Raw genomic sequence first — 13,502 nt, forward strand, 5'->3', positions numbered from 1 at the left:
TAAATGAAGTAAATACTTCAGTTAACTTCAAGAAAAGTTTATACATAGCTTAAGAAAGTTTTTTTCTAAGCCATTATGCTATTTTATGGCATAAGATGATTTATAATGTCTAATCATTTATCATTTTAAAATGTATAAACAAACTCATAAAAAAGGTTTAGAGCAATCTAAGCCACGACTTCATTGGTTAAAACGAAAATTAATTCTAATCATGACCGCTTTCATGCTCGGAATGGCAAATGGAATGCAGGTTGAAGATACCAGGATTAAAGGAAATCAAAATTATACCGAACAGCATAAGAAGGATTGATTTTAATTAGATAATATGGCAATTTGATAATTAGAAAATTCTCATTCGTGTCGATTTGATGGTTAACCTTTGTCAAAGTTTTAAACTTTGACAAAGGTTTTTTGTGACCAGTTGTCATTTCGACGAAGGAGAAATCTTCGCAAAGAAAATCGACAATCTTTGTCGAGCTACTTACGGAGATTTCTCCTTCGTCGAAATGGCAAACTGTGTAGGTAATAAACGAAAAAGCCTAAGTAATTTGCTTAGGCTTTTTTGTATTTAGGCTAAAATTTATATTTTAGAATGTTGCTTATTTTTCCGCAATTTTCTCTTCCAGATGAAGAATTTCCTTCTTCATACTTTCAATTGTCTCTTTTCTGGCTTCGGCTAATTCTTTATAGTTGATGCTTTGTTCTGTAAGAATTGAATTGAAATCGCTAGTTAAATTGTTTTTTCGAATCATTGGTCCTTCGCTTTTTATCAACCATTCACAGCTGTATTGTGGATAATTTTCAACTATTTTCAAAATCCATTTGGCTTGTATGTCGCTATTTTTCGCAATTGCTCTTGACAAAACGCCTTTGCTTGCGCCTATTGTTTGTTCTAGTTTTGTAATGCCGATGCCTTCATTTATAGCTAGTTGCTTTATATTTTCGAGAATATTACTCATTATGTAGGAAATTATCTTCAATTTTTTTTTGAATGTTGAAAATTATCATCTATCTTTGTTTCGATTTTTAAAACAAATTAAACAATGGGCAAAAGTAAAACAAAAAATTACAAATCCTATGATTCTACGGTGTTAGAAGCCTTGTTTTTAAAATATAAGGTTTCGAAATATTATATCCGTCAATGTATTAACGGAACTGTAAACGGTATAAAACCTGACAGTATAAAAAAGGATTATGTAATAATGGAGAAAGCAAATAGGGAAACAGTGATGAATTTGGTAAGAAAAACACTGGGGTGAATTTTATGTAATCAATAGATTGCAAGATTTGAAAAACAAAATAAATTAAACAAAAAAATGAAAAAGTATTTAAAAATGGCTCTGCTTTGTTGGGGCTTGGGCTTGGCTTGTTCTTACGCACAGGTTGGTATGCCAACAAATAATCCGAATAAAGATGCGGTTTTGGATTTAAACAGAACAGATGGTGTAAGTGCAAAAGGGTTGTTGTTGCCTAAGGTTGCATTGACGGCTACAAATAGTTTTGCCCCGATGACGGCTAATGTAGCGGGAATGCATGTATGGAATACTGCGACTGCAGGTACTGGAATTAATGTAGTAACTCCAGGTGAATATTATAATGATGGTTCTAAATGGATTCGTGTCTCATCTGCTACAGACGCATGGATCCAGGATGGGAATAATAATGGCGCTATTAAAGCAATAGGTACAAACGATGCTTTTGATTTGCCTGTTGAAACGAATGGTGTGGAAAAGATGAGAGTGACATCGGGAGGGCAAGTGCTTATTAATACAGCGACATCTATGACAGGTGGAACTACGGCAAAGCTGCAAATTAATAATGGAACACAAAATGGAGCTTTACAGATAAAAGATGGCTCGGAAGGTTCAGGAAGGGTCTTTACTTCTGATGCTAATGGGCTAGGTACGTGGCAAGATATGCCAGGTACTCCAGGTGGTTTTGTTTTGAGTGCAGTAACAATAGCGGCTGGTACTAGATCAATTCCTAGTACTACTCCTGCTCAATATTTGGGACGTCAACTGACTTTGACTCCTGGAAAATGGATAATTTATTATGGTGAGCTTGTGCAAAGTTCATCAATGCCTGTAAATGGTAATGTTTGGTTGCAATTGACTTTAAGCGAATCTAAGACTTCCCGAACTAACCCCAATTTTAGTTTTTTAGGGACTTCTCTTGTGAGTGGAAATATTACGTATCCCAATTTTTATAATATGTTGGCAGGGGTATTTGTGATACAGGTTACTAATACAACAACATTGTATAATGTTACTTGGGGATCAGGACTTGCGGGTGCTACTTTGGGGAATATTCTTTTTGATACGAGTTTTGGTGAGAATTATTTGTTTGCAACTAAAATTTATTAATTAGGGGTAAAATGTTGGTGTTTAATAAAACACAAAAAAAAAACCGAAGCAACAGCTTCGGTTTTTTTATTTTGGAATTTGGAATTTCAAAAAATTGGAATTTAATTTTTTAATCCACCCATTTATAATATCTAGCTCCAATTAAAACAGGAATCTCTTTTTCAATTCGGTCTAAAACCCATTCGTTTTTAGGTGTTCTGATACTTGTTTTTTGTTCTTTTTTATGAAGACTTTCATAAGTATTGAAATCAATTTCTACACTTTCGGCTAAATTTTCAAAAAGCTTCACATTTGCCAAAGCCGATTGCCATTCTGGTTGAATCGTTCCTTCAAAAACTTTGGATTTTGATCCGCTTCCGTAAGCTAAGAAACCAAATTTAGATCCGGCAACTTCTTTTTTGGTGTCATAAAAATGAGCCAAAGTCGACAATAATCCCATGAAAATAGAACCTGTATAAAGGTTTCCAATTAATGAAGAAGCTAATTCAGCTGGCTGTAATTTCTCTGTTACAAATGTTTTATAATCTTCAGATTTTGCTACTTCTTTAATTTTTGTCTGGTAATCTGCAGGCGCAATATCATCAGCAATGATTTTTTCAGCACTGTCTAAAGCATAAATTTCAGACAACATTCTTCTTCCTTGAAAAGAATATGGCAAGTGCATAATAATGCTAGTCCAAGTATTATATAAAGTCTCAGTCGTATTTTTTAATTTCTTGAATGAAAAGTAAGCATTGCGCGTACGATCCATATAGCATTGGTTCGAATATTGACCGTCAAAAACCGGTTGGTCTTTATGAATTTCGATTTCAGCTTCTAAATTGTCAAACCAAGAATCGTTGTTTGTGTTTTTAGTAATTTCTTCTTTAGAAATCGTTCTGTATGGTTTGAAGAAATCAAAAACACCTTTTGTACTTGTTGCCCAATTGTCATCAAAAGCAATAATTTTTGGGTTTGCCGTAATCAGCATTGCAACGGCTCCAGCGCCTTGAGTGTATTCTCCGCCAGAGTTTAAATCGTATTTTGCAAAATCAGAAGTAACCACAATTGCTTTTTTAGTTGGATTCAATTTTACAAAATCCAAACAGTTTTGCATGGCATCAACACCACCGATACAAGCAAAAGTAAAGTCAACAACGTCGCATTCTGCTAGTGAATCTTCGCCAAATTTCTGCTCCATCAAACTGATTAAATAAGAAGCAATTGGTTTTGAGCTGTCAACACCGCTTTCGGTACCAACATAGATTCTGCTTATTTCTTTGAGGTTGATTTTGTTTTCGGTAATAAGTTTGGTTAAAGCATTTGCTCCAAAAACTACCGCATCTTGGTGAACATCCGGGAAGGTCATTTTTAGTAATCCAAGACCTTTTTCTAATTTTTCGGGTTCAATATTTCTGGCGATTGCCAAAGTTTTTATGGGTAAATGTATGTTTGCTACATCAAATGAAATAGCATCAATTCCTGTTTTCATTCTTTATTTTTTGAGCGGCTAAAGGTAAAACTATGTTGTGGAATGACAATTTTTTACTTAGACAAAATTTAGGTGCAGTGAAACTTTTAAAGAAAACAAATCAAAACTTTGAATAAAATAACAATATCATAAATTTTCGGTAATCTACTTAGAATTGAATTTTTACTCTAAAGCTTAGAAAGCAATGATTTGAGGTTTTCTATAGTGAATTATTTTTTATTTGCTTTCTTTTTGTACGTAAAAATACGTAGAATCGAGCTATTTTAAAATCATTATAAATAACAGCGAAATGGTTGTAGTTCTTTTGTAATTGAGTTATTTTTGTCTAATTTTTTAAAACAAACTACTTAAACACTTATGGCACAATCTGCACAGTTGAATGCTTCCATCTTAAAGAAAGTAGCTATGGCTCTTTCGGGAATATTCTTAATCACGTTTTTAGCGCTGCATGTTTCCTTAAATTTTATTTCTATTTTGAGTGAAGACGTTTTCAACGAAGCTTCTCACTTTATGGGATACAATCCGCTGATTCAGTATGTAATGCAGCCAGTTTTGGCATTTGGAGTAATTTTCCACTTCGTAATGGGATTTGTACTTACGGCACAAAACAGCGCGGCACGACCAATTGCATACGCTAAATACAACGGAGCTGCAAACGCTTCTTGGAGTTCTAGAAATATGATTATTTCTGGATTGGTTATTTTGGCTTTCTTAGGATTGCACTTTTATGATTTCTGGTTTCCTGAAGTTAGCTACAAATATATAGCTGGAACAGCACCAGATGCTACAAGATATTATGGTGAGTTAGTTCACAAATTTCATGACCCAATTCGTACAGCGTTATACTGTATTTCTTTTATCCTTTTAGGATTTCACTTATGGCACGGGTTTGCATCTTCTCTTCAATCTGTAGGGATGCACAACAAATACTCTAGATTTTTATCAAAAGTAGGTTACTGGTTTGCAGTTGTAGTACCAGCAGCTTTTGTAATTATCGCTTTATTTCATCATTTCAACCAATAATTAATATCAATTATAATGGCATTAGATTCAAAAATTCCAAATGGTCCTATAGCGGACAAATGGACAAATTATAAAGATCATATTAATTTAGTAAACCCAGCTAACAAACGTAATTTAGATATTATCGTTGTTGGTACAGGTTTGGCTGGAGGTTCGGCTGCGGCTACTCTAGCAGAGTTAGGATATAACGTAAAAGCATTTTGCTTTCAAGATTCTCCACGTCGTGCGCACTCTATTGCCGCACAAGGGGGTATCAACGCGGCAAAAAACTATAAAGGAGACGGTGACTCTATTTACAGATTATTTTATGATACTGTAAAAGGTGGAGATTACCGTGCTCGTGAGGCAAACGTTTACCGTTTGGCTGAGGTTTCAGGAAATATCATTGACCAATGTGTGGCTCAAGGGGTGCCATTGGCTCGTGAATACGGCGGATTATTAGATAACCGTTCTTTTGGAGGAACTTTGGTTTCTCGTACATTCTACGCACAAGGACAAACGGGACAACAATTATTGTTAGGAGCTTATTCTGCAATGAACCGTCAGATTGGTCGTGGAAAAATTAAAATGTACAACCGTCACGAAATGCTAGATTTAGTAATCGTGAACGGAAAAGCGAGAGGTATTATCGCTCGTAACTTAATCACAGGAGAAATTGAAAGACATTCTGCTCACGCGGTAGTAATTGGTTCTGGAGGATACGGAAACGTATTTTTCCTTTCTACAAATGCTATGGGAAGTAACGCAACAGCAGCTTGGAAAATTCATAAAAAAGGAGCGTTTTTCGCAAATCCTTGTTATACACAAATTCACCCAACATGTATTCCTGTTTCAGGAGATCACCAGTCTAAATTGACTTTGATGTCTGAATCTTTACGTAATGATGGTCGTATTTGGGTTCCTAAAAACTTGGAAGATGCAAAAGCAATCCGTGAAGGAAGAAAAAAAGCAACTGATTTATCTGAAGACGAAAGAGATTATTTCTTAGAAAGAAGATATCCAGCTTTTGGTAACTTAGTACCTCGTGACGTTGCGTCTCGTGCAGCTAAAGAAAGATGTGATGCTGGTTTTGGAGTTAACAAAACTGGAGAAGCAGTTTACTTGGATTTCGCTGCGGCAATCAAACGTTACGGAACTGAAGATGCTTATGTAAAAGGTTTAGACGATAAAGATGCTGCTTTGGTAACTAAATTAGGAGCTGCAATCGTGAAAAGTAAATACGGAAACTTATTCCAGATGTATTACAAAATCGTTGATGAAGATCCTTATACAACACCAATGATGATTTATCCAGCGGTTCACTACACAATGGGTGGAACTTGGGTTGATTATAACTTGATGACTACAATTCCTGGATGTTTCTCAATTGGAGAATCTAACTTCTCTGATCACGGAGCAAACAGACTAGGAGCTTCTGCTTTAATGCAAGGTTTAGCTGATGGGTATTTCGTATTGCCTTATACTATCGGAGATTATTTAGCTCCAGATATTAAAATGGGTGAAATTTCTACAGATTTACCAGAATTCATCGAAGCTGAAAAAGCAGTAAAAGATCAAATCGAGAAATTTATCAATAATAACGGTAAACATTCTGTAGATTACTTCCACAAAAAATTAGGAAAAATTATGTGGAATAAAGTAGGTATGGCTCGTAATGCTCAAGGTTTAACTGAAGCTATCGAAGAAATTGCTGCTTTACGTGAAGAGTTTTATAAAGATGTAAAAGTTCCTGGAAACGCTAACGAATTTAATCAGGAATTAGAAAAAGCGACTCGTGTTGCCGATTTCTTAGAATTAGGAGAATTGTTCGCGAAAGATGCTTTACACCGTAACGAATCTTGTGGAGGTCACTTCCGTGAGGAATACCAAACAGAAGAAGGAGAAGCACTTCGTGATGACGATAACTTTGCATACGTTGCAGCTTGGGAATACAAAGGAAAACCAAGTGATGCAGTATTACACAAAGAACCTCTTAATTACGAAAACATTAAATTAGTTCAAAGAAGTTATAAATAAGAATTTGGTCGAAAGCCCAAAGTCTTAAAGTCAAAAGGCAAAATGTGCCAAGCGACTTTCGACTTTCGACTTTATGACTTTCAAACGAAAAAGGTTATGAAACTTACATTAAAAATATGGCGTCAAAAAAACGCACAAGATAAAGGGGGGATTGTAGAATATCCTATTGATGGAATTGAACCAGACATGTCTTTCCTTGAAATGTTAGATGTTCTTAACGAAGATCTAATCAACAAAGGAGATGAGCCTGTAGCATTTGACCACGATTGTCGTGAGGGAATCTGCGGAATGTGTTCTTTATTCATCAACGGTGAAGCGCACGGACCAGACAGAGGTGTTACAACTTGTCAGTTGCACATGCGTATGTTTAAAGATGGTGATACGATTTTTATCGAGCCATTTAGAGCAAAAGCTTTCCCAGTAATTAAAGATTTAGTGGTTGACAGAAGTTCTTTTGATAGAATTCAACACGCAGGAGGATTTATCTCTGTTAACACTTCAGGAAATACAATCGACGCGAATACTATTCCAGTTCCAAAAGACGATGCAGACAAATCATTTGATGCTGCTGCTTGTATTGGTTGTGGAGCTTGTGTTGCAACTTGTAAAAACTCTTCAGCAATGTTATTCGTTTCTGCAAAAGTTTCTCAATATGCATTATTGCCGCAAGGTAAAGTTGAAGCGACAGATCGTGTTTTACACATGGTTCACCAAATGGATTTAGAAGGTTTCGGAAACTGTACAAATACAGGAGCTTGCGAAATTGAATGTCCAAAAGGAATTTCGCTTGAAAATATTGCACGTATGAACCGTGAGTATTTAGCAGCGAGCTTAAAAGGATAAGAATACAATTTAGTATATTTGAAAAAACGCATCAGCCATTGGTTGATGCGTTTTTTGTTTCTATTCGTAAAACAATTGCGAAGCACTTATTTCTTGTTTTTCTTTTCCTTCTTGTTGTATAAAACAATTCAAAATCGTTCCACCTGTTAAATCAAAATAACTGATGTTGAGTTTGTGGAATCCTTTTTCTAGTTTAACAGAACCGTAAGCTTCATTTGCCCAATGAATGCCATCATTGTTTACGATAAGTTCGTTATCTATGAAAAGCTTTGATCCGTCGTCTGAAAGCGTCGAAAAAGTATAATTTCCTGTTTCTTGAATAAAGATATATCCATTAAATTTTAAACCGATATAACGCTCTAATTTCGTTTTCCATTTTTCAGCACCAATTTTACCTTCTAAAATTCCTGTAGCAACAGGTTTTGAAAGTTCTAAATCTTGTACTTGATTGAAGTTTCCAGTAAAATATTCGTATTTCAAGCCATTCTTTTTGGGTTGAATGACCAAGGCTGGTTTTAAATCGGGATTTCGAACCATGATTTTATTGATAGAACTTCTTTTACCGCTTTCGCTGATTTGAATCGTTTTGATAATTCGATATTCACCTTTAGGAATATTTATCGAGACAGGATTTTGATACCAATTTGCCGTTTCGTCAGGATTATAACCATCAATGGTGTAGAGGATTTTTCCGTTTTTAATGGTTGGTTTTAAATCTAAAATATATTTGGATGCAATTAAAGCCGTTTCCTCAGCACCAAAAGGCGTTGGAACTTTATATAATCTCTTTTGAGTTTCTAATTTTTCTAAATGATACGGTAATTGATTTTGAATAAAATGATTGTAATTTTTGTTTTGAGGTTCCGTCCAAGCAATTTCTGCCAAAGCCAAAACACGCGGGTAAAGCATATAATTCAATTTCGAAGGATTCGTCAAATATTCTGACCAAAGATTGGCTTGAACACCAATAATATATTTTTGTTCATCAACCGATAAACTGTCAACAGGAGTTGGATTATAATGATAGACTTTTTCTAAAGTACTCAATCTTCCAACGGTGAGCGGTTCGTTTGGCGAATAACCTTGGTTGTAATCAAAATAAACGGTTTCTTCTGGCGTCATCACTACAGTATGTTTCAGTTTTGCTGCATGAATTCCGCCCGATTCTCCTCTCCAAGACATAACCGCTGCGTTTGGCGCCAATCCGCCTTCTAGGATTTCATCCCAACCAAAAATTTGTCTTCCGTTGGTATTTAGGAATTTTTCAATTCTTTTAATGAAATAACTCTGTAATTCATGTTCATCTTTTAAGCCTAAATCCTTAATTCGTTTTTGACAATTCGGACAAACTTTCCATCTAGTTTTTGGACATTCGTCTCCGCCAACATGAATGTTTTTACTTGGAAACAAAGCGATAACTTCCGTCAAAACATCTTCTAAAAAAGTAAAAGTTTCGTCTTTTCCAGCACAAAAAACATCTTCAAAAACGCCCCAAGATTCTACTACTTTATAACTTCTATCTGGAAAACAAGCCAAATTTGGATAAGCTGTAACCGCCGCCGAAGCATGTCCCGGCATTTCGATTTCGGGAATTACATTCACATAATGATCTTCTGCAAATTTGACCACTTCCTTAATTTCTTCCTGAGTATAAAATCCGTCGTATGGATTTCCGTCAAAAAAGAATGGTGTTCTTTCGAATTTATTTCCGACTAAAGTCTGATTTCTTTTAGAACCAATTTCGGTTAGTTTTGGGTATTTTTTAATCTCAATTCGCCAGCCTTGATCGTCGGTTAAATGCCAATGAAAGTTGTTTAATTTATAACTAGCCATTTGTGCAATAAAATCTTTTATAACAGCAACAGAGAAAAAATGACGGCAGACGTCTAAATGCAAGCCTCGGTAAGAATATCGAGGTGAATCTTCAATAATTACACAAGGAAGTTTTATTTCTGTAGTAATTTTGTTTGGCAGCAATTGCAACAAAGATTGAACAGCATAAAAAAGTCCTTCTTCTTGACCAATAATTGTAATTTTATTTGAAGTGATTTCAATTTTATAACCTTCTTTGGAAGAAAGATTTTTACTTGAATCAAATTCAATTTTAAGATTTGATTTTTTTGAAGAAGCAGAAACATTCAAAGCCGATTCTAAAATTTTAGCCGATTTTAATTCCTTTTCACTATAATTTTTGTTTTTAAAAACAACCTGAACTTTTCCATTTATTCGAATGCTGTCTCCAGTCAATTTATACCAGTTTGGAGCAGGAATAATAGAATTGTTTTGCTGTGAGTTTTGTGCTTTTACATTTAAAAAAGAAAGAACAAAAAACAAAAAAAGGAATCTTTTCATGGGAGAAAAACTTTAGATTTTTATTGAAAACAGTTTTAAAGATATTGAAATGTTTTTGAAACTAACTTTTTGAAAATTTTTATTGCCAATACGGTTTTTGGTTTCGATGAATTTTGTAATGAAATGTTTATTTTTGTAAATAGAAAAAATCAATCGGCATGAGTACTGAAAATGAAGTTTTAAATTACAGTAAAGAAGAACGTAAAAATCATATTCTAAAAGAGATCAACCTGCACACACGTGTGAGTTTTGAAACTCTTTCGGCTAAACTTGGTGTTTCTGAAGATACTGTTCGCCGTGATATTAATGAATTGGACGCTGATTCGCTTTTAATTAAAGTGAAAGGTGGCGCCATGACAAAAGGATATCACTATTCTTCATCAAACCAGACTTATGCGGTCGAAGCTAAACAAGTTATTGCACAAAAAGCTGTTGGGCTTCTTCATGATGGAATGGTTTTAATTGTTGATGGCGGAACTACAATTCGTGAGTTCATCCGATTAATTCCAAATGATCTTAATTTAACTGTTTTTACCATTACGGCTTTAACAGCAGTTCAGCTTTTAGATAAACCTAATATCAAAACGATTATGATTGGCGGAAGTATTTCTTCTTACAGTCAGATGTGTGTGAGCGGAGAAGCTTTTCATCAATTGGCCAATATAAAAGCCGATCTTTTGGTTTTAGGAACAAATGCTTTAGACGTTGATGGCGGTTATTCTGATTCCGATTGGGAAACAGTTCAGGTTAAAAAAGCGATGATTCAGGCTTCGAAAAAAACAGCGGTTTTGACAATTACGGAGAAACTAAATACCGTTTTGAAAATGAAAATTGCCAGTTTGTCTGAAGTGAATTATGTAATTACCGAAGAAGAACCAAATCATGAAAAACTGCAACCGTACAAAAGTGCCGTTCCAAGTTTGGTTGTGATTTAACTTCAATAAATTGTTTTCTGTCTTTATATAAAAATTCATAAAATGAAAATTGCTTTAATCCAGTCTGATCTTGTTTGGGAAAATGCTTCTGCAAATCGTCAAAATTTCGATTCGAAAATCAACGAAATTGATTCAGAAATCGATTTGATTGTTCTTCCAGAAATGTTTTCTACGGGATTTACCATGAATGCTTCAGATGTTGCAGAAACCATGCAAGGGGAAACCATTGAATGGATGAAATCAAAAGCAAAACAAAAAAATGCGGCCCTAACAGGGAGTGTTGTTATTACCGAAAATGGGGAATTTTATAACAGAATGTTTTTTGTTTTTCCGTCAGGAGATTTTCAATACTATGACAAAAGGCATTTGTTTTCGCTGGCGGGAGAAAATGAATTTTACACTCCGGGAACTCAAAAAGTGATTGTAGAATATTTAGATTGGAAAATTTGCCTTCAGATTTGCTATGATTTACGATTTCCTGTTTTTGCACGAAATGTCGAAAATTACGATCTTCTTTTATATGTTGCCAATTGGCCAAAAGTACGAACAAATGCTTGGGACACTTTGCTTAACGCCCGCGCGATAGAAAATTTGAGTTACGTTGCGGGAGTAAACAGAATTGGTTTTGACGATAATAATTTTGAGCATAACGGACATACCCAATTAATTGATTTTTGGGGAAATTATATAATAAAGCCACAAGAAACAGCAGGTGTCTTTGTGGCTGAATTGGATAAAAATATAATGTTAGAAACACGACGAAAATTAAATTTCTTAGGTGATCGCGATACTTTCGAAATTAAAATCTAGAAAGCTTTCCGTTTCTTTTCGGCTTCTTTTTTCTTCTTGTCGTCTTGTTTTTTCTCGACCTCGGGATTAAACGGTATACTCAAATCAAGAGTTTCATCGACATCCCAGTTGGACCGGACATCTATGCCTTTTTGGAAATAATAAACTTCCTCAGAATAGGTTTTGTTTAAGAAATTTCCAGTGTCATAAACTTTGTTTTTGTTGTCATCATAAATGATACGAACAGTAAATTCTTCGGGAACCAGTAAATTAAATACAATTTTGGTTTCACCTTCAGAATATTCGCTTGCCAATACATTGTCTCCTTTTTTGTTTGTAATTTCTACAATGATTGGAAAACGTTTTACATTGCGTAAATTCAATACTAGATTTCCATAGTCTTCCAGTTCTTTGGTTACTAATTTATAAGATAAAGTATCGTTTGTCTTTTCGTAAAAATCGGTCAACGCGCCTGGTAAGAAAGTAAAGCTGTATTTGTTTGAAGGCTCTTTTTTGAAATCAATGTATAACTTTTGGTCAAATTCATCATATTCTGTCGTATACTCAACAGCAGTAGAATCTTTGTTGATTAATGTAATTTTAGATTTATCAAATTTGACTAATGGTGTTTCGGTTTCTAAGGTAAAACGCTCTCTAAAATTAATCTGACCATTTTGTACTGCTTTGATATTTAAAGTGTCTTTTTTTAAGGCTTTAATTTTAAAAGAAAACTTCTTGTCAAAGTTGTCTTTTGATATTTGCATGGATAATGAATCGGCTTTTAGAGGTTTAAACCAAACCTGAAGCGAATCTTTTTTAGGAAATTGCGTTACAATTGTTTCCAAAACATCATTCCCGTTTTTAAGAACAATTTTTGGTTTGGCATTTTTGTAATTTTGTTTCCCTTCATAAGGTAATAATAATCTGTTTCCAGAAGCCTGAATAGGTTTAAAAGCTTTGAAAGGCAGAACTTCTTTAAACAATTCTAATTCATAAACAGTATCAGTCGGAATAGTAATATAATGTTTTAGAAATCCGATTTTGTCATCTTTTGGGTTGAATTTATTGTTGCTTCCTTTGTCTTTCAGGGCTACCAAAAGATATTTTCCTTCTTTTAAATTTTCAAATTGGAACGTTCTCATACTGTCCAGAGTGTTCGTTATATAACGAGGAAACTCCTTGTAAATAGTAGAATCTTTGAATTTATCATTTACTTCATAAAGCATCACGGAGACAAAGTTGTCTACATATTTTTCGTATGAATCTTTGATTCTTCCACTCAGCTTAAGCGAATCAATATATGAGCCAGTAGAAAAAACATATTTAAACTGATTTAAAGCATTTCCTTCGTTATTATCGGTAATGGCTTGTCCAAAATTTAAGCTGTAAGTTGTGTTAGGCTGTAAAGTATCACGAATTTCGATCTTTATAAATTTACTAACTGTAGTTGGAGTAATATTGGGTTCGTTTTTAAACGGAGGCGAAATAATTAACTGTTTATTCGTGTTTTTCAGTTTGATATATTCATCAAAATTTAGCGTAATAGTATTTCCTTTAAAATTAGTACTATAATTTTCAGGATAACTAGAAATCAAAACAGGAGCCAATGTATCTTTTAAACCGCCGGTAATACTACCTCTTTTGGCGCAGCTGATCACTGATATTAGAATAATGAATGAAAGGTATTTTAAAGTGTTTTTCAACATAACG

11 protein-coding genes are annotated in these 13,502 nt (G+C 34.3%); 7 read left to right on the forward strand and 4 right to left on the reverse strand.

What is annotated here, in order from left to right; genetic code table 11:
* Positions 1 to 130 precede the first annotated feature (130 nt).
* Positions 131 to 310: a hypothetical protein gene (locus VGE71_RS15140; RefSeq protein WP_331139090.1), complete on the forward strand. Its 180-nt coding sequence runs from the start codon at positions 131 to 133 to the stop codon at positions 308 to 310.
* A 289-nt stretch (positions 311 to 599) separates the two neighbouring features.
* Here VGE71_RS15140 and VGE71_RS15145 read toward each other — a convergent pair whose 3' ends face one another.
* Positions 600 to 959, reverse strand: coding sequence for a hypothetical protein (locus VGE71_RS15145; RefSeq protein ID WP_331139091.1), 360 nt, complete (start codon positions 957 to 959; stop codon positions 600 to 602).
* A gap of 375 nt (positions 960 to 1,334) precedes the next feature.
* Between VGE71_RS15145 and VGE71_RS15150 the strand changes: the two genes are divergently transcribed.
* Positions 1,335 to 2,363: a hypothetical protein gene (locus VGE71_RS15150; RefSeq protein WP_331139092.1), complete on the forward strand. Its 1,029-nt coding sequence runs from the start codon at positions 1,335 to 1,337 to the stop codon at positions 2,361 to 2,363.
* Positions 2,364 to 2,472: 109 nt separating this feature from the next.
* Here VGE71_RS15150 and VGE71_RS15155 read toward each other — a convergent pair whose 3' ends face one another.
* Positions 2,473 to 3,834, reverse strand: coding sequence for a hydroxymethylglutaryl-CoA synthase family protein (locus tag VGE71_RS15155; RefSeq protein WP_331139093.1), 1,362 nt, complete (start codon positions 3,832 to 3,834; stop codon positions 2,473 to 2,475).
* A gap of 357 nt (positions 3,835 to 4,191) precedes the next feature.
* Here VGE71_RS15155 and VGE71_RS15160 point away from each other — a divergent pair, with 357 nt between their 5' ends.
* From VGE71_RS15160 to VGE71_RS15170, 3 genes are all read left to right on the forward strand, one after another.
* Positions 4,192 to 4,857, forward strand: coding sequence for a succinate dehydrogenase cytochrome b subunit (locus tag VGE71_RS15160; protein WP_331139094.1), 666 nt, complete (start codon positions 4,192 to 4,194; stop codon positions 4,855 to 4,857).
* Between the two features lie 15 nt (positions 4,858 to 4,872).
* Positions 4,873 to 6,873, forward strand: coding sequence for a fumarate reductase/succinate dehydrogenase flavoprotein subunit (locus VGE71_RS15165; protein WP_331139095.1), 2,001 nt, complete (start codon positions 4,873 to 4,875; stop codon positions 6,871 to 6,873).
* A 96-nt stretch (positions 6,874 to 6,969) separates the two neighbouring features.
* A complete protein-coding gene (locus VGE71_RS15170; RefSeq protein WP_144217078.1) occupies positions 6,970 to 7,716 on the forward strand; it encodes a succinate dehydrogenase/fumarate reductase iron-sulfur subunit in 747 nt (248 codons plus the stop codon).
* A gap of 60 nt (positions 7,717 to 7,776) precedes the next feature.
* Here the strand turns inward: VGE71_RS15170 and VGE71_RS15175 are convergent, their stop codons facing one another.
* Entirely contained in the window at positions 7,777 to 10,068 is a 2,292-nt protein-coding gene (locus VGE71_RS15175; protein ID WP_331139096.1) for a family 20 glycosylhydrolase, read from the reverse strand.
* Positions 10,069 to 10,226: 158 nt separating this feature from the next.
* On the opposite strand from VGE71_RS15175, the gene VGE71_RS15180 reads away from it, so the two are divergent.
* Positions 10,227 to 11,003: a DeoR/GlpR family DNA-binding transcription regulator gene (locus VGE71_RS15180; RefSeq protein WP_144217084.1), complete on the forward strand. Its 777-nt coding sequence runs from the start codon at positions 10,227 to 10,229 to the stop codon at positions 11,001 to 11,003.
* A gap of 42 nt (positions 11,004 to 11,045) precedes the next feature.
* Positions 11,046 to 11,813 (forward strand): amidohydrolase, encoded by a 768-nt coding sequence (locus tag VGE71_RS15185; protein WP_331139097.1) that lies wholly within the window; start codon positions 11,046 to 11,048, stop codon positions 11,811 to 11,813.
* Here the strand turns inward: VGE71_RS15185 and VGE71_RS15190 are convergent.
* Complete coding sequence (locus VGE71_RS15190) at positions 11,810 to 13,498, reverse strand: Ig-like domain-containing protein (protein WP_331139098.1); 1,689 nt, start codon at positions 13,496 to 13,498, stop codon at positions 11,810 to 11,812. The two genes, VGE71_RS15185 and VGE71_RS15190, sit on opposite strands and share 4 nt — an antisense overlap.
* Positions 13,499 to 13,502 lie beyond the last annotated feature (4 nt).

Origin of the sequence: Flavobacterium sp. (assembly GCF_036405015.1) — a bacterium.
Taxonomy (GTDB): domain Bacteria; phylum Bacteroidota; class Bacteroidia; order Flavobacteriales; family Flavobacteriaceae; genus Flavobacterium.